Raw genomic sequence first — 22,818 nt, 5'->3', positions numbered from 1 at the left:
CGGCGGTCAGGCGTCACGAAGCCAGGTTCAGCGTAGCCGCTTGAGGCAGCTAGGCATCACGAAGCCGCTTGAGGCGGCGGCTGGCGAGCTGGTCCGCCAGTCGGGTCGGCTCGGGCAGCTTGGTCTTGCCCAGACAGTGCAGGGTCATCGCCAGCGCCGTGTCCAGATTCATGCGCTGGCCCGGCGAGACGAATACCGGCTTGACCTTCGCGCGTGAGCGCAGCACGGCGCCCAGCTGGCTGCGCTGTTCGCGTTTGGGCAGCTCAGTATTCTCGATGATGCCGAGCTTGCCATCCGCTTCACGCACGCAATCCGTCAGCGCGACCCAGTCACCGCGCGCATCGCCCGGTTCGCCATACTTGCCGCACAGGCGCTTCTTGGCCACGCCGAAGGATGGCAGGTCACACCACAGGCCGAGATGCGCCGCCACGCCCAGGCGGCGCGGGTGTGCGATGCCGTGGCCGTCCACCATCAGGCATTCGGGCGGACGCTCCAGCGATTCGAGGGCGGCGATGGCGGCGGGCAGCTCGCGAAACGACAGCAGACCCGGAATATAGGGCATGCGGGTCGGCTGACGGACCAGCTGCTGCTCGAGGGGCTCCAGCGTCGCCAGATCCAGCGTCACCACCGCCGCGCGTGTCACCTCGCCCCCATCCTCGAAGCCGATATCAACCCCGGTGATGGTCGCTGGCCACGCGTCGGGACTTGATCCCCAGGGCGGTGTCAGCGTCAGTCGAGTGGCCATTTCGCGTTGCTTGGCAACGGCGGCGGCAGGGTCGAGATTCCAATCGTGCAGTGCTGCCATCCACTCACTCATGCATTCCCTCTCGGCGGTTGCGAGTCTCTTTCCCTCAGATGCTATCGATCGCCCTCGCCTTCAAGCTGCTTGCCCAGTGAACGCAGCACCTCCGCCGCCTGATTGCGGAAGCTGTCCAGCCCGTTGCCGACCTCCCCCATGCTGCGTTCCAGCTGACGCGACAGGCGATTGGACAGCGGTTGGTCCGCGCGGGCCGTCAGCTGCTCCGGCGTCATGTCGAGCACCAGTCGGTAGCGGATGTCGCCGGGCGCCGCGGCTGCCAGCGGGTCACTGACCGCCTCACGGGTGAAGCGCGAGAAGTCGATGCTGGCCGCCTTGTCACCGGCGTCAGGGCGAATCAGCAGGCGATGGATCTGGCCACGCGTATCACTGAGCACATCCTCGACCTTGCCCAGCGTCTCGCCCTGCGGTGACACCACCGGTGCCAGACGCAGGGCCTCCAGCGAGACCAGCGGGATGCGAATCTCCGGCGTGGCGCTACTGACGGGCATGTCGGACTCGGCGTGGGCCGCACTGAGTGGCAACCAGGGTGTCGCCAGCAGAGTACACAGCATCAGCTGGCGGGCAGGCGTGGCGGGCAGGCCACGGCGCAAGGCATCGAGTGAAGAGATCATGTGGGCATCCTCGGAAAATGATCGACGGTGAAGGCGCCACCGCCATGTCACGACAGGATACCAGCACCGGGGATGCCTTTCGTCCAGGCACAAAAAAACCGGCACCTCGTGAGAGGTACCGGTCTTTTCAGGAGCCGTGGCCAACACTGCGATCAGTGCTGGCCCGACTCAGGCCTGATCAGGCGCGACGACGATCGTCGTTGCCACCTTCACGACGCTGCGGGCGGCCGCCATCTTCAGACAGCTCCAGCGGGCGACCGGCGACGCGAGCACGCGCCATCTTGGACACGATGCTGGTCGGCAGACCGCTCGGCAGTTCCACGACACTGTGCGTGTTGCGGATGTCGATGCGACCGATGCGTGAACCTTCGATGCCACCTTCGTTGGCCAGGGCGCCAACCAGCTGGCCCGGCTTGACCCCGTCGCGGTGACCGACGGCCACGCGGTACAGTTTCATGCCTTCCCGGGCGACCGGGGCAGAGTTGCGACGCTCACCACGCTCCGGACGCTCACCACGCTCGGAACGCTCGTTGCGACGCGCGCCCGGCTTCGGCAGGGACTGGATCGGCGTCTCTCCGGCACGCGCCATCTTGACGAAGACAGCGGCCAGCTCGACCGGATCGTGACCTTCCTCGATCAGGCTCTGGACCAGCGCGCGATGACCGTTGGAGCTGCTGCCCAGGGCCTCGACGACGCGAGCGCGGAAGGCCGCGTCACGGTGAGCACGGATCTCGTCTTCGCTCGGCAGCTGGCGTTCGGTGATGCGCTGACCAAGGGCCTGCTCCATCCAGCGGACCTTGCGCATCTCGCGACCGCTGACGAAGGTGATGGCACGACCTTCACGACCGGCACGGCCGGTACGACCGGTACGGTGAACGAAGGCTTCGCTGTCACCCGGCAGGTCGTAGTTGATGACGTGGGTGATGCGCGCCACGTCCAGACCACGAGCAGCGACGTCGGTGGCGACCAGCACGTCGACCTTGCCACGCTTCAGGCGAGTCACGGTGCGCTCACGCAGGGACTGGTCCAGATCACCGGACAGTGCCGCCGCGGAGATACCGCGAGCGATCAGCTGCTCGACGACAGTGGTACAGGCCGCACGAGTGCGCACGAAGACGATGGCCGCATCGACGGTCTCGACTTCCAGCAGACGGGAAAGGGCTTCCAGCTTCGCGCCGCCTTCGACACGCACCATCATCTGCTCGATGGTGGAAGCAGTCTTGGACTCGGACTTGATGGTCACCTTGACCGGATCAACCAGGTAACGGTTGACGATACGCTCGATCTCGGCCGGCAGGGTCGCGGAGAAGAAGACACGCTGCGCTTCCTTCGGGGTATCGGCGACGACGCGCTTGACGTCATCGATGAAGCCCATGCGCAGCATCTCGTCGGCTTCGTCCAGCACCAGTGCGGACAGGCCGTCAAGCTTCAGGCTCTTGCGGTCCAGGTGGTCGATGACACGACCCGGAGTACCGACGACGATCTGGGCGCCGCTCTTGAGGCTACGCATCTGCTCGCGGTAGTCCTGACCACCGCAGAGAGTGGCCACTTCCAGGCCACGCATGAACTGACCGTAGCGAGTGAAGTTGACGGCGACCTGCTGGGCCAGCTCACGGGTCGGAGCCAGCACGAGAACCTGCGGTTCACGGCGGTCGAGGTCCAGGCGGGTCAGCAGCGGCAGAGCGAAGGCCGCAGTCTTGCCGGTGCCGGTCTGGGCCTGGCCGATCATGTCACGGCCTTCGAGCAGGCTCGGGATGGTCTGGCCCTGGATGGGGGACGGCGTTTCGTAGCCCAGCTTCTCGAGAGAGGTCAGGACGGCAGGCAGCAGGGCAAGATCGCTGAAGCGATCGACGACGGAAGTCGTGGTCATGTATATCTCACACCTAAATGGCTGCAAGTGAAGCTTGCAGCTGAAGAATGGGTCGGGTTGAACCGACACGAAGCGTAAGGGCTCCGTCTGGCGATGCGATCAGGCACGAGGCGCTGGCATCATCAGAAAAAACGTACGAGTGCTGGACGTCTTGGCATGGACGGGCCCGGGTTGCTCTGAAGATGGACGCATTTCCACTTTCAGGCACAACGCTGCGGCGACCGTACAGCAACCAGAGGCTCTTCTACTCAGAGTCTCGGGGCGCTCCATCATGCACACTGTGGACAGGGACGGGTCTTGCATCGCGGCGGCCGGACATCGATCGAATCGAGGGGTCACGGATGGCTGGGGCAAGCTACGCCACGCGGTCCGGGAGGCGCGAAATACCGGCTGATGGCCACAAGAAACGGCGATCACGTCGGGCTCGGCTACTCAGGATGGTGGGTCACTACATGCGAGGAGCTGGCATTCTAGCAGTCCCTCGCGCATTCTGCATCCTTTCTTTTGACCTTGGTCGCAAGCCTGACGCTCATCGGCGCGGCGCGCCCTCGCCCATCATTCTCTGACAGGAGACGGCATGACTGATACGCAAGCCCCCGCCAGCACTGACTCGAGCGAGCCCCTCGCCACGCTGTGGGTCGACGCCGACGCCTGTCCGCGCGCCGCGCGCGACATCCTGGTGCGCGCCGCGGAACGCACCGCGACGCCCACCTGGTTCGTGGCCAATCACCAGGTTCCCCTGCCCCGCTCCGCGCACGTCAAGGCACTGTCGGTGCCGGCCGGCGCGGATGCGGCGGATCAGTTGATCGTCGAGCGTGCACGTCGCGGCGACATGGTGATCACCTCCGACCTGCCACTGGCGCTGGAAGCGATCGAGAAAGGCGCGCTGGTGATGACCAGCCGTGGCGAGACGCTGGATGCCAACAATATCCGCGCCAAGGTCCAGATGCGCGATTTCATGGAAAGCATGCGCTCCAGCGGTGAGCATACCGGCGGCCCGTCCGCCTATGGCCAGCGCGAGCAGCGCGACTTCGGCAACGCTCTGGATCGCTGGCTGGCGAAGGCCAGACGTCCGAGACCGGGCGCCTGACCCGCGCCGGAGGCAACGGCAGGAATCCGGGAGACTTTCGTCAGGCGTGACGGCGGATGCCCTGTCCCGTCAGGCGCTCACGATCATGGGGCGCCTCAAGGTCCAGCGCCGGGCCGATGGGCACGATGCCGGTCGGATTCACGGCCAGCTGGCTGCCGTAGTAGTGGGTCTTGATGTGATCGAAGTGGCAGGTCTCGGCGATACCCGGCCACTGGTAGAGTTCACGCAGGTAGTTGGCGAGATTGAGATAGTCGCTGATGCGGCGCTGGTTGCACTTGAAGTGACCGTGATAGACGACGTCGAAGCGCACCAGGCTAGTGAAGAGCCGGATGTCCGCTTCGGTCAGCCACTCACCGGTGAGGTAGCGCGAGTCGGCCAGCCGACGCTCCAGTAAATCCAGGCACTCGAACAGCGCCGTGAAGTGACGCTCGTAGACCTCCTGCCGCGTGGCGAATCCGGTCTTGTAGACACCATTGTTGACCTTGTCATAGACCTCGGCATTGATGGCATCGATCTCGCCGCGCAGGTCCTCTGGATAGAAATCCAGATCATTGCCGGTCAGCGAATCGAAGGCGTCATTGAAGATGCGCACCAGCTCCGCCGACTCGTTGTTGACGATGCGACCGGTCTGCTTGTCCCACAGTGCCGGCACGGTGACACGGCCGGTGTAGTGCGGGTCGGTCAGGGTGTAGAGCTGGTGGTGATAGCGCACGCCATTGATCGGATCACCGCTGGAGCCTTCTTCCTCGAGGTAGCTCCAGCCATGTTCAAGCATCAATGGGCTGGTGCAGGACATGCCGATCAGCGGCTTGAGCCCCTTGAGAGAGCGCATGATCAGCGCGCGATGCGCCCAGGGGCAGGCCAACGAGACGTAAAGATGGAAACGGTCTGCGCTGGCGGGCACGGCCGCTTGTCCCTGCGGCCCCTCGAGCGTGGCATCGGGCGCCACGACCCAATCCCTGAGCCGCGCGCTCTCGCGCTTGAATTCACCGCCGGTGCTGTCGGTGTCATACCAGCGATCCTGCCACTTGCCGTCGACCAGTAAGCCCATCTTGCACGCTCCTTGTATGGCTTGAGGGGATGCCCCCAGCCTAAGAGCCAAGCGCGACAGCGCAAGCGAATTCACTGCGTGGCAACGATCGAGTGTCTCGAACGATCACGTCACGCGCTTTTCTCAAGCCCTCACGCCGTTCAGGAACGCCGCTCGCTGGCATCCCGCTCGACGGCAGCGTGCAGCTGCGCCTTCATCGCCCGGACGGCAGGGCCCGCGCGATCATCGTCCGACAGATAGAGCATCAGCGACACTTCGCGCTCGCCGCCATTGGCCAGCGGCAGTGGCAACAGCCGCCCCCGAGCCAGAGCCTCGCTCATGCGGGTGCGGGGCAACCAGGCGAAGCCCAGTCCGCGTTCGGCAAGATCGACTGACGTGGCCAAGTGGCTCACCGTCCAGCGCGCCTCGGCCTTGAGCCAGCCGGCATCCATGCCGCTGGAACGGCTGCTGTCGCGTACCACCAGCTGGCGATGCTGCACGAGGTCACGCAGATCCAGCGGACGCCCGAGGGCATGCAGCGGGTGCCCCGGCGCCGCTACGGCGATGAAGGTTTCACGCAGCAACGGGGTGCCGAGATGGTCATCCAGCATCAGGCCGCTGATCAACAGGTCCGCTTCCTTCTCCTCGAACAGCTCGCGCCCGCCGGTCAGCGTCGTCTCGTGCAGCTGGACACGCACCTGAGGGTAGGCCGTCGAGAAGGCTTCCAGCGCCCGTGCCAGCACATCCGACGGAAACAGCTGATCCACCGCGATGGCGATCTCGCTCTCCATGCCTGCCGACAACGCATCGGCCACATCCTCGAGTGCCCGCGCATTCTCGATCAGCTGACGCGCCCGGCGCAGCAGCAATTCACCCGCCTCGGTCAGCCGGACATTGCGCCCGACCGGCTCCAGCACCTGCACGCCCAGCAAGGTCTCGAGACGATGCACGGCGTGATTCAGGGTCGAGGGACTCTTGTGGATCGCGGCCGCCGCACGCGCGAAGCTGCCGTGGTCCACCACGGCGGCCAGCATCTGCCACTGAGCCAGTGTCACGCGTGACGACATCGGGATTCCTCTTGCAGAACGTACGGGAATGCACGGGGCAATCCTGACATGCCAGACGCAAAAAACCAGACACCTGATACTGCAACCCGACGGAAGCAAAAGAGCATTCTGTGCTGTCAGACTCCCGACATCTGGTCGCAATCCTCGGACATCAGGACGGCATCCTCTGAAATGCAGGAGGACAAATACGCTATTTTGCTTAACTTTACAAAATTTAACACCAAGCAGGATTTACTGCCTGAACAGCGTTTCCTAAGCAAAAATGGCGCTATTTTCGCCAGACCTCATGTTGCCGGTACCGCCAACTGCGTCGTCAATGATCTAAACAGGGTTGAATTACTCATACTGGATATGCGTCCAGCCTATCGAACGATGGGAACCTTGGTTAAGGTTCGAATGCCTCATTGTTGCCATCTTTTCATTTCACATAACTTTATCGGTCACATATGCTGCGAATTCTTCATTCGCTCCCTCGCGCGCACAAGTATCTTCTTTTACCTGTTGCCACCATGGTTACCGTGCTGGGTGCTCACAAGCTTCTCGAAACATTCGATGCTCCTGATGTCTCCAAGACATCACAGTCCATCGCCATCGATCTGGCCAGTGCAAATTCCAGCACCCCGGCCAAGCTGCCGCTGGCAATTGCTGCCGCCGACGACACTCAGTCTCCTCTGAGCCCGGCGCAGCTCGCCAATCAGACAGCGGCCAGCTCGGCCTCCGGTGACATTCCGCTGGCAGCGCTGACGCCCAGCGAGATCGTCGCCATCGATTTCGACATGCCGACACTGCTGACGGATGCCAACTATCACCCTGACAGCCAGACGGCAGCCCCGATCGTGGCACTGGCGCCGGCGGCAGTGAAGACCGCGGAAGCCGTCATCGGCACCGCGACCGACGAACAGGCCGGCGGCACCTCCTATGACGACCTCTCCGTCGACCCGGTCGAGCTCGGCGAAAGCCCGACGCTGCAGACCGAGCTGGCGGTCGAGGAAGTCTATGTGCCCGAGTGGCAGACCTATACCGTGCAGGCCGGTGATACCTTCGCCGTGATGGCGGAGCGCTCGCTGGGCCTTGGCTACAGCGAAACCACGCGCATCCTCAAGGCGCTGCCTGACAAGCGCGTGCTGACGCATTGGCGCATCGGCGACAGCTTCGATTACAAGCTGGATGAAGACGGCAACCTGCTGGCGCTGCGCATCATGAAGGACGCGCGTCGCGGCTTCATGGTCAAGCGTGAGACCGGCGGTGAAAGCTTCAATGTCGCCAAGATAGAGAAGGCGACCCAGGCCACTCAGCGCATGTTCGCCGGTACGGTCAGTGGCAGCTTCTCCCTGTCAGCGGAATCCACTGGCCTGGGCGTCGCGGAAGTCAGCCAGCTGACCCAGGTGCTGGGCAAGAAGATCGATTTCCGACGCGATACGCGCAAGGGTGACAAGTTCCAGGTACTGGTCGAGTCCGACATGATCGACGGTACCAGCATGGATTCCCGCATCCTCGCCGCACGCTACGAAGGTTCTCGCAAGTCACTGACCGTGGTGCGCAACAGCAGCGATGGCCGCTACTACACCCCTGATGGCAAGGGCCTCGACCCGGCCTTCAATCGCTACCCGCTGGCGCACAAGGCGCGCATCAGCTCGCCGTTCAACCTGAGCCGTCGCCACCCTGTGACCGGACGCATCAGCCCGCACAAGGGCACTGACTTCGCGGTGCGTACCGGCACGCCGGTGCTTTCCACCGCGGATGGCGTCGTCGAGCTGGTCGGCAACCACCCGCTGGCCGGTCGCTATCTGGTGCTGCGCATGGACAACGGCTACAAGACCCGTTATCTGCACCTGTCACGTCCGCTGGTCAAGAAAGGCGAGCGCGTGACCATGGGTGAGAAGATCGCCCTGTCAGGCAACACCGGCCGCTCCACCGGCCCGCACCTGCACTATGAGGTGATGGTCAACAACCGCCAGGTCGATCCCATGCGCGTTCAGCTGCCGAACAACAAGTCTCTGTCCGGCAAGGCGCTCGCCAACTTCAAGCGTCAGTCAGAGAACATGCTGGCCAAGCTGGAAGCCGCCGACAACACTGGCGCCATCGCCAAGGCCTCCACCCCGAGTCAGGGTGACGAGAGCTAGACGCGAACCCAGGCGCGGGCCCTCAAGCACAGGGTCTGCGCCTGACAGGAAACACGCACGACAAACGAAAAGGCCCCTCACCATACGGTGGGGGCCTTTTCGTTTGTCGGTGTCTCAGCCGGGGATCAGGTCACTTCTTGATGCCCTTGTTGGAGGCCTGCTCCAGCAGCTCTTCCGTTTCGCTGCTCGTGCCCTCCTCACGCATCTTGGCCACATCGGCATACAGACAGATGTAGGTACCGCAGGATGCACAGAACACCTTGTCGTCGGGATTATGGACCTGCGAGACGCGGACTCGCTGGCTACCACAGTCCGGGCACGGCTTGGGAATACGCAGTTCCTCGGAAAGATCTGACATGAAGCATTCTCCTGTTCGGTGTCTGGGCCGCTCACCTTGAAGCTGATCGATTGGCGGCTCCCCAAGACATGGGGCCACTCACACGGCATGCAACCCCGCTGGCCAGGAGTCGCTCGCCATTCGGCTCGAGCTAGCTCACCGAGCTACCGCGCCCAGGCACTGCGCTCAGACGCAAAGCCCCGACACGGTGCCCGGGGCTTGAGGGGCAGGCGCGAACAGACAGATGTCACGCGGCGCTGATGCTGCCGGCAAGCGACTCATGGCTGGTGCCGTGACTTGCGGTGTTGGACATGCGCGCGACGGGGCGCTCCGGCACACGATGCTGGCCGTGTGACCTGGCGCCATCACGCGTCAGGCGGAACTCTTCCTGCAGCGCCATCTCACGTGCCGCCAGGCGAAAATCGCCCATCGAACACAACGCATGGCCGTTGGGGCACTTGAGGATGTGATCATCCGGCAGATCACGGGCAGGCCAATCCAGCGCTTCGTTGCATTCGGGACACTGAGGCCCATTACGGGTCGGGACTGATGGGGTAAACATGCGCGAACTCCTTTTCGACGCAAAAGATGACGATGTCATGACCAGGTTCTCAGTACAGGAAACATCAAGACGTGGCTCATTTTGCGTGCGCATGATGGAGACAGATAGCAACAGGCTCCATTGCACTTTTGGTTAGATGCCACAATTTATCGCTGGTCAGCCTCTTCGCTCACGGCTGCGAAAGCTATCGCACAGAGCGCGAAACACTCTTCATGGCCGCGCGACCGGCAAGAGTCTGACAGCACTATCTTACAGTCTGATAACACCTCGCGAATGACGCAGATCAAACGCATACCAGATCAAGGAATGTCTGCCACACCACTCTTCGGACGGGCGTAAGACGGGTATTGATGGGCTTGAGCCCAAAAAAATCCCGACCAAAGGCCGGGAAAACACTCTCAGGCAGAATACGACCTATCGCGGAAGCAACGCGGCTCGTCGCAGGTCAACCAGGACGCTGAACAGTCGTCAGCGGTATCACGGAAATCTCTACTCAACCTACAGTGCCAGACGTCAAGTCTCGATTGACCGAGACAGAACGACAAACTGCTGACACAGGGGTAAAAAACTCTTGTGCGCCCTCACGAACACTGGCGAACACTGGCCTTGCAGGCACTTGCTTCAGGTCGGGGCGTCCAACTGCTGGACCACCTTCTGCGCCATAAGAGCCGGGTCAATCGCAGCTCGCTTGCGTGCACTGACTTCAAGGCGATCACGCAACATGAACCAGACACCCAGAAACTCATCACATTCGGCACAACTGACGATGTCATCATCTGCCGGGGAATCTTCGAGGTGAACCCGGTTGCTGCCACAGCGTGAACACTCCATGGGAACCTTGCGTACTGTGTTCATCTCGATGCCCTCCATTGGATCCATGATGAAAAACATGTGCTCGAAACCGGTGGAGCGGGCGGCATGACGATGTGAAAATTTGCGGCAACCTGACAGGGGATTGAAAAAGCGGCTCTGCAGCTCCATCAATGTCGTATCAGGAAATCTCCCGCCTACCCCGCCGTGCTTCGACAAATACAAAGTTAGACACTTACAAGTATTTGTACAAGTTTTAACGCGTATCAAAACGTAACTGTACAGCTAGCGTAGAGGAATTGGCAGGCATTTACGTGTGCGCTGATCAAGCGTTTACCTCTCACCATGTGCCCGCTGTGGCATGATAGCGCCCCACAGAAACTGTGTAACACTTCGCTACAAAAAGCCTCATCTGACGTGTAAAACATCTTGCTCCACTCTTCAGGAAGCCAGCCAGCGAGCAGAAAAGCCTCGAAAACGCACTGATTTCGGCACAAACAGATGTCTTTTTCGACTTTTTGCATCGTACAGAGCGGACCTTGCCCCCCCCTTCAGCACCTCACCTCTCTGCTCGCATCCTCCACTCGCCCCCTTCATCAGGCCCCTGCTGACAGTGTGCGGGCGCCCTATTCGTGACAGGTACAGGGCTCCATTACACCTTGCATGTGACAGACAGAGAAATTCTCGTACAAGTTTTTCTTTCACCCCCTTGAAACTTGTCGGTCTCGTCAGGATCTCAGTGGGTAAGGTCATGGTTCTGGCGAATCATTTGCGCCACGAGCGAGAAGGAAGCGCTCGATGGACCAGACCAGAAGTACCGATTCAACACGCAAGGAGTACTGCATGAGCAAGCTGAACCGTAAACAGATTCTGGGTGCGATCACCGCGACCACGCTGCTGTCCACTACCAGCATGGCCATGGCCAGTCCGCAGGGGCTCTACTCCGCAGATGAATTGATGGATGCCGATGTCTACCTTCACAACGATGACAGCAATGCGGTCGGTGAAGTCGAGGACATCCTGCTTGACGACAACATGCAGGTTGCCGCTCTGGTCATCGAAAGCGATGACTCCATGGGGCTGGACGAGAACCAGTACGTCGTGGAAACGGGCAAGTTCACCCTCGAGACCGAGCAGGGCGATGATCCGGACGCCCTGGAATACCGCATCCACCTCGACATGGATATGAGCGAGTTCGAGCAGCAGCCGAACTACACCACTGACTGGTGGCAGGACACGCGCAAGAGCGCCGCAGCGGCCTGGGATGAAACCAAGAACACTGCTGCCAGCGCATGGCAGGACACTCGTCAGGCGACTGCCAATGCGCTGACCACCGCCGGCAACGCCATCAGCGGTGCCGCCAATGACACTGAGCAGAAAATGGAAGAAGAGACTCAGTGATAGCGACCCTGCAAGAGATCACCTGAATCGGATGATCCGCATCAATGCAGAGGAAAACGCCTCATGCCCCACGGCATGGGGCTTTCGTGGTTCAGGACCACGAGAAATCACGCCATTGATGCACTGATGGGGGAAGAAGAGAAAGAAAGAAGAGAAAGAACAGCCAGAGAAGCCGGAATGGCAGGCAAAAAAAGCCGCCATTGGCGACTTGTCGGGGCACTGGAGCTTTCGAGCATCAGCTGAATGAAACCCCACTGGAAGGCATGCATGGTGGGCCCAGCAGGACTTGAACCTGCGACCAATCGATTATGAGTCGAGTGCTCTAACCAACTGAGCTATGGGCCCATGCAGCGCGCATATGATAGCGAAAGCATGAGCCTCGGGAAAGCCCGAAAACTCAACAACATAGCGATTTCCCACTCCCGGTTGCGACGCGAGATGTGCGTTGGTCCTCCCCCATCAGCCTTGTTGTCTGCGACGAGTGCCGCGAACCCTTGGCGCCGCCGTCTGTCCAAGGTGCCATTGCAGCATCGAATCTTTTCCAGGCGCTCATGGCGGGCCTCGCCCGATCAAGCCCCTGGCCATCAGGAGTCATGACATGTCATTGCCTTTCTCTCGCTGGACCCGCGCCCTGAGCCGCACGCTTGCGCGCCGCTCGACCGGCCAACCCGCCAGCCGACTCACCGGCACGACCAACGGAGGCCGCTTCAGCGCCCCGATCAAGGCCGCTGCACTGGCCTTCGCCATGAGTGGTATCGGTGTCAGCCTGCCGACCCAGGCCGCCTGGCAGCTGGTACCCGACAGCAGCGGCGCCACCGCGACGCTGACCGCGCAGGGCAGCCAGGGCAACGTGGAGCACGTGCATCACCTCAATGGCCTGAGCGGCACCGTGGGAGATGATGGCAAGATGAGCATTCCCTTGAGCGTCGGACAGACCGATCTGCTCGACAAGGTCGGCGAGCTGCCGCCGTGGCTGTCCGGCGTCAGCCAGATGCGCCTGGCCACGCTGACCCTGAATCTTGACCCGCTGGCCATCGCGGCGCTGGAGCCCGGCCAGACGACGCGCATGCAGGTGCCCTTCTCGGCCACCGATGGCAACCGTACCCACCGCGAGATCCTGCCGCTGAAGGTCACCCGTCAGGATGCCACCCACCTGACCTTCATCAACGCCGACCCAATCTCTCTGGACAGTGCAGAAGTCGCCAGAAATCAGATCGGCAGCACGCTGCTCAACCTGCTGGGCTACGGCAAGCTGGTAGGCGACATTCCCGTCACGCTGCAGGGCGAGATGGTCGACCAGTAACTTTCCGCACAGCGCGTCATCAGAACCGCCCCACGGGGCGGTTTTTTTGTGCCGGTAGCCGCCGAGGATGACGGCCTGCGCCGGCCAACGAGGACACGCCTGACGGCGATGGCCTGCCCTCATGACGCCACGACATAAGATAATGATAAAAATAATTCTCATTCATGGTTCAGAAAGCTGTCATCTGAACGTCTACCCACAGGAGAAAACGACGAACAAGAATCATTCCTATATAAATCATTCCGGATGGAACACCGCGCTCATGAAAGACTCCGCCACACATAAAGCCACTCGCTCCCTGCTGATGACCCTGCCCAGGCACCCTCTGGCACTGGCGATTGGCCTTAGCCTGCCCTTTGCCGGCCAGGCCATGGCGGCCGACCACCGTGAGTCTCAGGACGAGACCCTCGACACCATGACGGTGACCACCACAGCGGCTACCAAGACCGACACCGGCTATCTGGAAACCCCCCAGGCCGTCTCCACCATCACGCGCGACGATATCGACAAGCGCGCCGTCGAGACGGTACAGCGTGCCGCGGATTACACGCCGGGCGTCTTCACCAACCAGATCGGTGCCTCCAACCGCTATGACTATCTGGTGCTACGTGGCTTCTCCGATGGCAGTGTCAGCAACACCTTCCTGGATGGCCTGAAGCTGATGGGTGACTCGGGCTCCTACAGCTCGATGACCATCGACCCCTACTTCCTCGACAGCATCGAGGTGGTGAAAGGGCCGTCTTCCGTCCTCTACGGTCGCTCCTCGCCAGGTGGCCTCGTCGCGATGCAGTCCAAGCGCCCCGAGTTCCAGGACTCCGGACAGGTCCGCTTCACCGTCGGCGACGACAACGAACGCAGCGCAGCCTTCGATCTCACCGGCCCGCTGGATGACGAGCAGCGTATCGCCTACCGCCTGACCGGCCTCGCCAGCGCCGAGGACACCCAGGTCGACTCCGTCGAGGAAGAGCGTTACGCCTTCTCGCCGCAGATCACCATGGACGTCACCGACGACACCACCGTCACCCTGATGGGCTACTTCCAGAAGGACCCGGAAGGCGGTTACCACTCAGGCCTGCCCTACGAAGGCACAGTGGTCAGCTACAACGGCACCAAGCTCGGCAACGACTTCTACGAAGGTGACGAAGACTACGAGGAATTCGATCGCACCGAACGCATGCTCGGTTACGACTTCGAGCACCGCTTCAATGACGCTGTCACCGCACGCCAGAAATTCCGCTATCTGCGTTCCGATGTGGACCTCGAGCAGGTCTACGCCTATGGCTGGGCCTCGGACACCGAGCTGACCCGCTACTACTCCGGCGGCGAGGAAAGCCTGCGCGCCTGGACCGTCGACAACCAGCTGGAAAGCCGCTTCTCCACCGGCGCCTTCGATCACACCCTGCTGTTCGGCGCCGACTATCAGACCCGCACCAATGACGTGGACTGGGAATACGGCACCGCCAGCACGCTGGATGTCTCCGGCAGCAGCGATGCCGATGTCTCCATCTATGCCACCGAGAACCAGAAGCGTGAGCTGGACCAGACCGGTGTCTACCTGCAGGACCAGATCAGCTGGGGTCGCTGGAACCTGGCCGCCGGTCTGCGTCAGGACTGGGTCAACATCAAGAACACCGATCGTGACTACAACACCACCAGCGAGCTGAACGACAACGAGATGAGCGGCCGCATCGGCCTGATCTACGGCTTCGACAACGGCATCTCGCCCTATGTCAGCTACTCCACGTCCTTCTCGCCAAACTCCTACACCGATGAAGACGGCGACCTGCTCGACCCGACCACCGGCAAGCAGGTCGAAGTCGGCATGAAGTACCAGCCCAACGGCACGCGTGATCAGTACAGCGTTTCGCTGTTCCGCATCAATCAGGAAAATGTCGCCTCCAAGGACCCGGAAGACAGCTACTACACCGCCTACGGCGAGATCGAGTCCCAGGGCCTGGAGCTGGAAGCCCGTACCCAGGTGACCCGCGACTTCGCGCTGCAGGCAGGTTACAGCTACACCGACGTGACCTATGCCAAGGCGGAAGATGGCACCGAAGGCAACGATGCCAACCAGGTGCCCAAGCACCAGGTCAGCGTCTGGGGTGACTACGCCTTCAATGAAGGCCCGCTCACGGGTCTGAATGCCGGCCTCGGCGTGCGCTACTACGCCGACATGTGGGCGGATTCCGAGAACACCGAGAAGGTGCCGAACTATGCACTGGTCGATGCCCTGGTCGGCTACGACCTGAGCCAGATCGGCTGGAGCGGCACCAGCGTGCAGTTCAACGTCAGCAATCTGTTCGACAAGGAATACATCGCGTCCTGCTATAACACCAGCTTCTGCTACTACGGTGCCGAACGCAGCATGACCGCGACCCTGACCTATGATTTCTGATCCCGACACCTCCGCAGTCCGTCGATTCTGAATCGATCCGCAAGACTCGCCGGCGGCAAGGATGTCGCCGGCACCATCGCCCTGAACCACTCATCATCTGAAACACCTAGCATGCAGGCACCTCTGACATCGCACTCGCACTCTGCGCTTACGATGTCGAATCACGTGATACCGATGCCCACGGCTCGCGTGATTGACGTGACGACTACATCGCCAATAACTCCCCAACAACAACGACCGCAAACGCGGCACTTGATGAATGTCCTGACTGGTCCTCGCACCTGAGCCATCTGTCCCAGCTGGCTGCGAGTCTCTTCCAAGTCTTTATCTGCGAACATTCGCATAAGGTTATGTAATGCACAGCCTTCAAGATTCCGCCGCCACCTACGGCGCTGCCGCAGGATCCTCCGCGTCTGACACCCAGACCGACGCCTGTGCGGGCTCCCTGTCCCGCTCGCCCAGCGCCGCCCTGTTCTCGCCTGCCAACATGGATGCCTGGCAAACCGGCATGCAGCGCATCAGCACCCTGGTGGCTGAACAGCTCGACAGTGTCCAGCAACCGTTCAGTGGCATCACCCCGGAAGCTCTGCGTCCGGCCTTCGCCGACCTCGATCTCGAGACGCCCCTCGAGAGCCTCGAAGCCGGCCTGGAGGAGCTCAAGTCGCTCTACCTGAAGGATGCCGTCTACTTCCATCATCCCCGCTACATCGCGCACCTCAACTGCCCGGTCGTGCTGCCCGGTGTGTGGGCCGAGAGCCTGCTGGGCGCGATCAATTCCTCCCTCGACACCTGGGACCAGAGCGCCGGCGGCACCCTGATCGAGCAGCGCCTGATCGACTGGACCACCGAGCGCCTGGGGCTGGGGCCGACTGCCGACGGCATCTTCACCAGCGGCGGCACCCAATCCAACCTGATGGCGCTGCTGCTGGCCCGTGATGCGGTCTGCGAGAAGCTGCCCAACCACCCCGGCAACCAGACCCACGGCCTGCCGCCGGAAGCCGGGCGCCTGCGCGTCTTCGCCTCCGGCATCAGCCATTTCAGTCTGCAGAAGGCCTGTGCCCTGCTCGGTCTCGGCCACAACGCCGTCGTCCCGGTCGCCGTGGATGAGCGTCGCCGCATGGACCCCGATGCACTGCGGGAAGCGCTGGACAAGGCCCGCGCCGAAGGCCTGATCCCGATGACCGTCGTCGCCACCGCAGGCACCACCGACTTCGGCAGCATCGACCCGCTGGAGGCCATCGGCCGCGAATGCCATGCACGTGGCATCTGGTTCCATGTCGATGGCGCCTACGGCGGCGGCCTGATCACCTCGCGTCGTCACGGACACTGGCTCAAGGGCACCGAGATGGCGGACTCCGTCACCATCGATTACCACAAGACCTTCTTCCAGCCGGTCAGCTGCAGCGCCTGCGTGGTGCGTGACCGCACCCAGCTGCGCCACGTCACCTATCACGCCGACTACCTCAACCCGGAACTTCAGGCCCGTGAAGGCACGCCGGATCAGGTCAACAAGAGCCTGCAGACCACGCGTCGTTTTGACGCCCTGAAACTGTGGATGACCCTGCGTCTGATGGGCGCCGATGCGCTGGGCGACATGCTCGATTGCGTGATCGATCTCACCCGCGAGGGCTATCAGCTGCTCGAGGCGGCACCGGACATCGATGTCGCCCAGGCGCCGGAACTCAGCACCCTGGTGTTCCGCTTCCATGATGCCAATGAAGAGACCCTCAGCGCCGAGCAGTGGGATGCCTTGAACCGTGAGATCCGCAAGCGCCTGTCACGCAGCGGTGAGGCCATCGTCGCCGCCACCAAGGTGTCCGGCCGTCAGTATCTGAAGTTCACCCTGCTCAACCCGGAAACCACCCGCGATGACATCGCCGCGGTGGTCGAACTGATCCGCCAGCACGGCCAGGCGCTGGTCAAGGCGCATCATCTGGCTGCCAGCACCACGGCCCAGGCAAGCCACGCCGCAGCCCTGGTCGATACCCCGGCCGCCAAACGTCGCAGCCACACCACAGAAGCCAAGGAAAGCCGTCATGCATGACACCTCGACTCCTCACGTCACCGATACCGCTGAACCGCGCAATGAGGTGCTCGACTTCGTCGCCATCGGCATCGGCCCCTTCAACCTGAGCCTTGCCTGTCTGAGCGAGCCGCTGGAAGACGTGAACGGCGTCTTCCTGGAGCGCAAGGCAGAGTTCGACTGGCACCCGGGCATGTTGCTGGAAGATGCCAGCATGCAGACGCCCTTCATGGCGGACATGGTCTCGCTGGCCGACCCGACCAGCCACTTCAGCTTCCTCAACTATCTGAAGCTGCATGACAAGCTCTACAACTTCTACATCCGCGAAGACTTCTTCCTGCTGCGCCGCGAATACAACCAGTACTGCCAGTGGGCGGCGCGCGAGTTGACCAGCCTGCGCTTCGATCACGACGTCCAGGACATCCAGCATGTCGGCGACATCTATGTCGTGCGCGGCACTCGCCCCAGCACCGGCGAAGCCTTCGCCTATCGCGCACGCAAGCTGGTGCTGGGCACCGGTACCCAGCCCTACCTGCCCAAAGCCGCCGATGCCATACGTGACGTCGTGCCGGTCGCGGGCAGCCGCGTGTGCCATAACGCCCACTATCTGGCGCGCAAGGACGAGCTGACCTCCCAGCCGGCCATCACCATCATCGGCTCCGGCCAGAGCGCCGCCGAGATCTATCTCGACCTGCTGCGCGAGATCGATCAGCACAGCTACCAGCTCAACTGGATCACGCGCTCGCCGCGCTTCTTTCCGCTGGAGTACGGCAAGCTGACGCTGGAGATGACCTCGCCGGATTACATCGATTACTTCCACGCCCTGCCGCGTGAACAGCGCAACACCCTGCTGGCGACCCAGAAGGGGCTCTACAAGGGCATCAATCTCGAGCTGATCGACGAGATCTACGACACCCTCTACGCCAAGCAGCTGCAAGGTGTGGTGCCCACCACCCTGATGACCAATACCGAACTGACCTCGCTGAACAAGCAAGAGACTGACGGCGACTTCACGCTGGGGCTCTATCAGCGCGAACAGCAGCAGGCCTGGCGTCATGACACCAGCGCCGTGGTGCTGGCCACGGGCTATCAGTACGTGGCGCCACCCTTCCTGCGCAGCATCGAGTCGCGCATTCGTCGTGACGAGGAAGGCCGCTACGCCGTCGGTCGCTTCTACGCGGTCGATGCGCAGAGCACCGCCGATACCGACGGCAACGAGGGCGATCAATCGCCGTTCGCCGGCGAGATCTTCGTCCAGAACGCCGAGCTGCATACCCACTCGCTGGCCGCCCCGGACCTGGGCATGGCCTGCTATCGCAACAGCTGCATCCTGCGCGCCATCACCGGGCGTGAGGTCTATACCATCGAGCGCCGCATCGCCTTCCAGAGCTTCGGCGCGCCCGGCTCTGAAAAGGGCTGTGGCAATGGCTTCACACCGCTGCCCGCCGCACACCTGCCCTACGGCGAGACGGATATCCATGCCGGCACGTCCGCCACCGGCACGTCCGCCACCGGTACGTCCGCTACCGCCACCACCGACACGACTCACACCGCTGCACCGCAACACCGGGAGACCACCGCATGAACATGCCAGTCGACATCACCAGCGCCGCAAGCGCCGAACAGTCCAGCAGCGCGGCAAGTTCTCACAGTGCAGCGACACCGTCACAGCAGGTGTTCGGAACGACATCGCTCGCCGCGCCGGCACCGCTCGATCTGCTCAGCCCGGCACCGGGAACGCGCTTCACCCGCCGCGCGGTGGAGCTGGAGCAAGCCCAGGCGCGCCTGCGCAAGCCCCAGGATGACAGCGCCAGCGAGCGCGCCGAATTCGCGCTGCGCCCGCTGGATCTCGCCGCCGACATGGCGCTGGTGGATGAGTGGACCAGCGGCGAACGCGCCAGCTTCTGGGGCATGAGTGATGACCTCATCACCGCCAAGTATGACTTCTACCAGGGTCTGGAAGACAGCCAGCATGCCCAGGGCTGGGTCGGTCTCTACAACGACCAGCCAGCGTTTCTGGTCGAACTCTATGACCCGGCACACGACCCGCTCGGCAAGCATTACAGTGTGCAGCCCGGCGACTTCGGCATGCACTTCCTCGTCGCGCCGCGCAGCGAGGACCAGGCCCCCATCAGCGGCTTCTCGCGTGCGGTGATCGAGACGATCATGGCGATGATCTTCGCCGGCCAGTTCCGTGACGAGCATGCCGCTGAAGGGAAAGATGCAGTACGTCCCGTCAGCCGCGTGGTGGTCGAGCCTGACAGCCGCAATCGCGCCATTCATCCACTGAATGCCGCGGTGGGTTTCGTCGATCATGGCCCGCTGGATCTCGACGGCAAGCCGGCCCGCCTGTGTTTCTGCACCCCGCAGGACTTCCGCGCCGCTCTGGCCACTCGCAGCCCGCGTCTGGACAGCGGCATCACCGCCAACCCGGCCGTGGCCAGCCAGCACCTCACCGGGCCGGACTGGCAGCAGGCCAATCGCCTGCTGGTGCGCAAGGCGCTGGCCGAGTTCAGTCACGAGCGTCTTATCCACCCGCGATGCGCCGATGACTGTGGCACCCGCACCGCCTGCCAGAGTCATGACAACTGGCATCACTTCCGCCTGCCGCTGGCCGAGTCCGCAAGTGACAAGGCGCCCGTCAGCCGCCGAGCGGTGGAATATCGCTTCGTGGCGCGACGTTTCCAGCTCGATCACTGGTTGATCGATGCCGCCTCCATCCAGCGTCTGGATGCCGACGGCAACTCCCTGCCACTGGAAGCGCGTGAGCTGATTCTGGAACTCAACGATGTGCTGGAGATTCCGCCGCGTCTGCTGCCGGTCTATCTCGAGGAGGTCAGCGCCACGCTTGCCTCCAGCGCCTGGAAGATGCAGCGCGCCGTGCGCGAGAACCAGTCCGCCCGCGTGCTGGCCGGTGCCTCCTTCCAGACCCTGGAATCGGCAATGAGCGAAGGCCATCCGTGCTTCGTCGCCAACAATGGCCGCATGGGCTTCGATGCGCTGGACTATCGCGCCTACGCGCCGGAAGCCGCTCAGCCCTTCGCGCTGGTGTGGATCGCCGTGCATCGCGACAACGCGCACTACTCCGCCGTGGATGGTCTCGATCCGCGCCGTCTGCTGGAAGAGGAACTGGGTCAGGCCGAACTGGCCCGCCTGGAGGATCAACTGACGGCCAAGGGCCTCGATGCCGCCGATTATCTGATGATGCCGGTGCACCCATGGCAGTGGAATCACAAGCTGGCGATCACCTTCGCCGCCGAGATCTCAAGCCAGCGCATCGTCTGTCTGGGGCTAGGGGAGGACCGCTATCAGGCGCAGCAGTCGATCCGCACGCTCTACAACCGCAATCAGCCGAACCGCCGCTATGTGAAGGTGGCGCTATCGATCCTCAACATGGGCTTCATGCGCGGTTTGTCGCCCTATTACATGCGCGCCACTCCGGTCATCAATCAATGGCTTAAGGGCCTGATCGATTCGGACCCGTCCTTCGAGAAGTGGGGCTTCCGCCTGCTGCGTGAAGTCGCGGCCATCGGCTATCGCGATGATGTGCTGGAAGACGCGGACACGGCGGCCGTCGGCTATCGCAAGATGCTGGCCAGCCTGTGGCGCGAGAGCCCGGAAGACGTCAAGGATGAAGGCGAGCGGCTGATGACCATGGCCGCGCTGCTGCATGTCGACAACGATGAGAAGGCCTTGCTGCCGGCGCTGATCGAGCGCTCCGGCATCGGCGCCGAAGCGTGGATCGACAAGTGGCTGACGGCTTACATGACGCCGCTGCTGCACTGCTATTTCAAGCACGACCTGGTGTTCATGCCGCATGGCGAGAACCTGATCATGCGTCTGCGCGATGGCGTGCCGTGTGGTGCACTGATGAAGGACATCGCCGAGGAAGCCTGCCTGTTCGCCACCGATGAGACCCGTGCACTCGAATTGCCGGCAGGGGTCGAGCGGCTGGTGGTCGAGGTGCCGGAACCGATCCGCATCCTGTCACTGCTCACCGACGTCTTCGACTGCATCTTCCGCTTCGCGGTGCCGCTGCTGGTGCGCGAGCAGGTGATGAGCGAGGAGACCTTCTGGTCGCGTGTCGCTGCCTGCATCCACGCCTACCAGGATGCCCATCCGGAGATGGCCGACAAGTTCGCGCGCCATGACCTGTTCGCACCGCGCTTCACGCTGTCATGCCTCAACCGCTTGCAGCTGCGCAATAACCAGCAGATGGTCGATCTCACCGATCCGTCCGGCGCCCTGCAGCTCAAGGGCGAGCTGGACAACCCCATCGCGGCCTTCGCCCGCCGCTGAGCGCTGACGGCGAGCCAGGCAGTGTCAGCACGCCAGGCAGTGACCCAGCGTCTCGGGCCGTACACCTGAAACGCCCTGTCACTGCCGGGTGATATCAAGCAGCACCGGGACCGCCCTCGTCATGCACAGGGGCGGTCCTTGGCGTGCCTGACAAGCAAGTATTGATAATGATTCGTAACAACAATACCATTGGCTTTCCATCACGACATATCTCATTGCGAGCCGTGGATGCCCTCTCACGCCAAGCCCCCAGTTCGGACTCATCGCGACACGGATGATCGAACGCCTGACACACGCGGGCCAGAAGCTGAAACGCCCGCTGAGCTGCAGGCTTGTGCTGCACAGCAATACCGCCACTCGCTGGACCAGCTGTTTGCCGAGCATCGTCACGAACTGACCGGCTTTCTGGTGCGCCAGCTGGGCTCGCATGAGCTGGCGGAAGACATCAGCCATGAGGTCTATCTGCGTCTGCGCCTGACCGGTGACTGGCCCGCCAACCCGCGCGCCTGGCTGTTTCGCATCGCACGCAACCTGATCATCGATCATCACCGTCACCAGTCCCGCGCACCGGAATTCGAATCGGTGTCCGAGGGTGATGAGCGTGTGGCGGCCGCCCACCTGGACCCGGAGAGGAGCCTGGCGCGCCGCCAGAAGCTGCAGGTCGTCGATGCGGCACTCTCCGAGCTGGCAGGCCATTTTCGCCTCGCCCTGACCTGGTATCGCCTCGAAGGGCTGACCAAGCGCGAGATCGGCGAGCGTCTCGGCGTGTCCGAGCGCATGGCGGGTCGCTACGTCACCCAGGCGCAGCAACACTGCGAAAAGCGTTTGGCCGCGGCGAGCTGTTATCGCAATGAAGTCAGCCACGACTGCGCCGCCTGCCAACAGGGCGACGCGGACTCGCCGCCAGCCGCGCAGGGCATGTCAGCCGCGCCGCCCAGCAAGGCGCGACGACGACGCCGGCGTGATGACGTCCCGATAGCAAGAGCCGATCAGCACTGATGGCCCCGCGGAGCACGGATGGGCGAACGTCTCCGCGTCATGTCGCCCAGAATGAATCGCCCTTAGCCTGACGCCCTG

18 protein-coding genes and 1 tRNA gene are annotated in these 22,818 nt (G+C 62.6%); 10 read left to right on the top strand and 9 right to left on the bottom strand.

Annotated features, from left to right (window positions below; genetic code table 11):
• Positions 1-49: 49 nt before the first annotated feature.
• The 3 genes from nfi to NH396_RS09100 all read right to left on the bottom strand — a co-directional run bounded on the left by nfi (position 50) and on the right by NH396_RS09100 (position 3,301).
• Positions 50-817, bottom strand: coding sequence for a deoxyribonuclease V (gene nfi, locus NH396_RS09110; protein ID WP_253063122.1), 768 nt, complete (start codon positions 815-817; stop codon positions 50-52).
• Positions 818-858: 41 nt separating this feature from the next.
• Entirely contained in the window at positions 859-1,431 is a 573-nt protein-coding gene (locus NH396_RS09105) for a hypothetical protein (protein WP_176676141.1), read from the bottom strand.
• A 178-nt stretch (positions 1,432-1,609) separates the two neighbouring features.
• Positions 1,610-3,301: a DEAD/DEAH box helicase gene (locus tag NH396_RS09100; protein ID WP_176676140.1), complete on the bottom strand. Its 1,692-nt coding sequence runs from the start codon at positions 3,299-3,301 to the stop codon at positions 1,610-1,612.
• Between the two features lie 577 nt (positions 3,302-3,878).
• Between NH396_RS09100 and NH396_RS09095 the strand changes: the two genes are divergently transcribed.
• Positions 3,879-4,391: a YaiI/YqxD family protein gene (locus NH396_RS09095; RefSeq protein WP_176676139.1), complete on the top strand. Its 513-nt coding sequence runs from the start codon at positions 3,879-3,881 to the stop codon at positions 4,389-4,391.
• A 40-nt stretch (positions 4,392-4,431) separates the two neighbouring features.
• Here the strand turns inward: NH396_RS09095 and NH396_RS09090 are convergent, their stop codons facing one another.
• Together NH396_RS09090 and NH396_RS09085 are read right to left on the bottom strand one after the other, a co-directional pair.
• Positions 4,432-5,442 (bottom strand): glutathione S-transferase family protein, encoded by a 1,011-nt coding sequence (locus tag NH396_RS09090; protein ID WP_176676138.1) that lies wholly within the window; start codon positions 5,440-5,442, stop codon positions 4,432-4,434.
• Between the two features lie 140 nt (positions 5,443-5,582).
• On the bottom strand, positions 5,583-6,488 hold the full coding sequence (locus NH396_RS09085; RefSeq protein ID WP_176676137.1) for a LysR family transcriptional regulator: 906 nt from the start codon (positions 6,486-6,488) through the stop codon (positions 5,583-5,585).
• Between the two features lie 509 nt (positions 6,489-6,997).
• Between NH396_RS09085 and NH396_RS09080 the strand changes: the two genes are divergently transcribed.
• Positions 6,998-8,611, top strand: a complete 1,614-nt coding sequence (locus NH396_RS09080; protein ID WP_253063120.1) for a peptidoglycan DD-metalloendopeptidase family protein — start codon at positions 6,998-7,000, stop codon at positions 8,609-8,611.
• Between the two features lie 130 nt (positions 8,612-8,741).
• On the opposite strand, the gene NH396_RS09075 is transcribed toward NH396_RS09080, so the two are convergent.
• The 3 genes from NH396_RS09075 to NH396_RS09065 form a co-directional block, all read right to left on the bottom strand.
• Positions 8,742-8,969 (bottom strand): hypothetical protein, encoded by a 228-nt coding sequence (locus NH396_RS09075; protein WP_176676135.1) that lies wholly within the window; start codon positions 8,967-8,969, stop codon positions 8,742-8,744.
• A gap of 226 nt (positions 8,970-9,195) precedes the next feature.
• On the bottom strand, positions 9,196-9,510 hold the full coding sequence (locus NH396_RS09070) for a hypothetical protein (RefSeq protein WP_043333132.1): 315 nt from the start codon (positions 9,508-9,510) through the stop codon (positions 9,196-9,198).
• 621 nt (positions 9,511-10,131) lie between these two features.
• Positions 10,132-10,491, bottom strand: coding sequence for a hypothetical protein (locus tag NH396_RS09065; RefSeq protein ID WP_253063118.1), 360 nt, complete (start codon positions 10,489-10,491; stop codon positions 10,132-10,134).
• A gap of 672 nt (positions 10,492-11,163) precedes the next feature.
• Between NH396_RS09065 and NH396_RS09060 the strand changes: the two genes are divergently transcribed.
• Positions 11,164-11,721 (top strand): PRC-barrel domain containing protein, encoded by a 558-nt coding sequence (locus NH396_RS09060; RefSeq protein WP_176676133.1) that lies wholly within the window; start codon positions 11,164-11,166, stop codon positions 11,719-11,721.
• Positions 11,722-11,784: 63 nt separating this feature from the next.
• Positions 11,785-11,964, top strand: a complete 180-nt coding sequence (locus tag NH396_RS09055; protein WP_253063116.1) for a hypothetical protein — start codon at positions 11,785-11,787, stop codon at positions 11,962-11,964.
• A 25-nt stretch (positions 11,965-11,989) separates the two neighbouring features.
• Here the strand turns inward: NH396_RS09055 and NH396_RS09050 are convergent.
• Positions 11,990-12,066: transfer RNA gene (locus NH396_RS09050), tRNA-Ile, on the bottom strand.
• Positions 12,067-12,319: 253 nt separating this feature from the next.
• On the opposite strand from NH396_RS09050, the gene NH396_RS09045 reads away from it, so the two are divergent.
• The 6 genes from NH396_RS09045 (at position 12,320) to NH396_RS09020 (ending at position 22,740) form a co-directional block, all read left to right on the top strand.
• Positions 12,320-13,024: a hypothetical protein gene (locus tag NH396_RS09045; protein ID WP_176676131.1), complete on the top strand. Its 705-nt coding sequence runs from the start codon at positions 12,320-12,322 to the stop codon at positions 13,022-13,024.
• A gap of 262 nt (positions 13,025-13,286) precedes the next feature.
• Positions 13,287-15,419 carry a TonB-dependent siderophore receptor gene (locus tag NH396_RS09040; protein WP_253063115.1) on the top strand — a complete coding sequence of 711 codons (2,133 nt, stop codon included), beginning with the start codon at positions 13,287-13,289 and terminating at the stop codon, positions 15,417-15,419.
• A 355-nt stretch (positions 15,420-15,774) separates the two neighbouring features.
• Positions 15,775-17,463, top strand: a complete 1,689-nt coding sequence (locus tag NH396_RS09035; protein ID WP_253063105.1) for an aspartate aminotransferase family protein — start codon at positions 15,775-15,777, stop codon at positions 17,461-17,463.
• Positions 17,456-19,027 (top strand): SidA/IucD/PvdA family monooxygenase, encoded by a 1,572-nt coding sequence (locus NH396_RS09030; protein WP_253063103.1) that lies wholly within the window; start codon positions 17,456-17,458, stop codon positions 19,025-19,027. Before NH396_RS09035 ends, NH396_RS09030 begins: the two co-directional genes overlap by 8 nt.
• Positions 19,024-21,741 (top strand): GNAT family N-acetyltransferase, encoded by a 2,718-nt coding sequence (locus tag NH396_RS09025; RefSeq protein WP_253063101.1) that lies wholly within the window; start codon positions 19,024-19,026, stop codon positions 21,739-21,741. Before NH396_RS09030 ends, NH396_RS09025 begins: the two co-directional genes overlap by 4 nt.
• 228 nt (positions 21,742-21,969) lie before the next feature.
• Positions 21,970-22,740 carry an RNA polymerase sigma factor gene (locus NH396_RS09020; protein WP_253063099.1) on the top strand — a complete coding sequence of 257 codons (771 nt, stop codon included), beginning with the start codon at positions 21,970-21,972 and terminating at the stop codon, positions 22,738-22,740.
• Positions 22,741-22,818: the final 78 nt, after the last annotated feature.

This window comes from Cobetia sp. Dlab-2-AX, from assembly GCF_024124625.1.
Classification (GTDB): domain Bacteria; phylum Pseudomonadota; class Gammaproteobacteria; order Pseudomonadales; family Halomonadaceae; genus Cobetia.
Note: the sequence above shows the minus strand (reverse complement) of the source record. Positions and strands in the feature narration are given on the sequence as shown.

Excerpts from the sequence above, each read along its gene's own strand:
- NH396_RS09025 (WP_253063101.1), top strand. The coding sequence starts at position 19,024 with ATGAACATGCCAGTCGACATCACCAGCGCCGCAAGCGCCGAACAGTCC.
- NH396_RS09075 (WP_176676135.1), bottom strand. The coding sequence starts at position 8,969 with ATGTCAGATCTTTCCGAGGAACTGCGTATTCCCAAGCCGTGCCCGGAC.
- NH396_RS09070 (WP_043333132.1), bottom strand. The coding sequence starts at position 9,510 with ATGTTTACCCCATCAGTCCCGACCCGTAATGGGCCTCAGTGTCCCGAA.
- NH396_RS09105 (WP_176676141.1), bottom strand. The coding sequence starts at position 1,431 with ATGATCTCTTCACTCGATGCCTTGCGCCGTGGCCTGCCCGCCACGCCT.
- NH396_RS09040 (WP_253063115.1), top strand. The coding sequence starts at position 13,287 with ATGAAAGACTCCGCCACACATAAAGCCACTCGCTCCCTGCTGATGACC.
- NH396_RS09065 (WP_253063118.1), bottom strand. The coding sequence starts at position 10,491 with ATGGAGCTGCAGAGCCGCTTTTTCAATCCCCTGTCAGGTTGCCGCAAA.
- NH396_RS09045 (WP_176676131.1), top strand. The coding sequence starts at position 12,320 with ATGTCATTGCCTTTCTCTCGCTGGACCCGCGCCCTGAGCCGCACGCTT.
- NH396_RS09100 (WP_176676140.1), bottom strand. The coding sequence starts at position 3,301 with ATGACCACGACTTCCGTCGTCGATCGCTTCAGCGATCTTGCCCTGCTG.
- NH396_RS09060 (WP_176676133.1), top strand. The coding sequence starts at position 11,164 with ATGAGCAAGCTGAACCGTAAACAGATTCTGGGTGCGATCACCGCGACC.
- NH396_RS09090 (WP_176676138.1), bottom strand. The coding sequence starts at position 5,442 with ATGGGCTTACTGGTCGACGGCAAGTGGCAGGATCGCTGGTATGACACC.
- NH396_RS09095 (WP_176676139.1), top strand. The coding sequence starts at position 3,879 with ATGACTGATACGCAAGCCCCCGCCAGCACTGACTCGAGCGAGCCCCTC.
- NH396_RS09085 (WP_176676137.1), bottom strand. The coding sequence starts at position 6,488 with ATGTCGTCACGCGTGACACTGGCTCAGTGGCAGATGCTGGCCGCCGTG.
- NH396_RS09020 (WP_253063099.1), top strand. The coding sequence starts at position 21,970 with ATGCCCTCTCACGCCAAGCCCCCAGTTCGGACTCATCGCGACACGGAT.
- nfi (WP_253063122.1), bottom strand. The coding sequence starts at position 817 with ATGAGTGAGTGGATGGCAGCACTGCACGATTGGAATCTCGACCCTGCC.
- NH396_RS09055 (WP_253063116.1), top strand. The coding sequence starts at position 11,785 with ATGCCCCACGGCATGGGGCTTTCGTGGTTCAGGACCACGAGAAATCAC.
- NH396_RS09080 (WP_253063120.1), top strand. The coding sequence starts at position 6,998 with ATGGTTACCGTGCTGGGTGCTCACAAGCTTCTCGAAACATTCGATGCT.
- NH396_RS09035 (WP_253063105.1), top strand. The coding sequence starts at position 15,775 with ATGCACAGCCTTCAAGATTCCGCCGCCACCTACGGCGCTGCCGCAGGA.
- NH396_RS09030 (WP_253063103.1), top strand. The coding sequence starts at position 17,456 with ATGCATGACACCTCGACTCCTCACGTCACCGATACCGCTGAACCGCGC.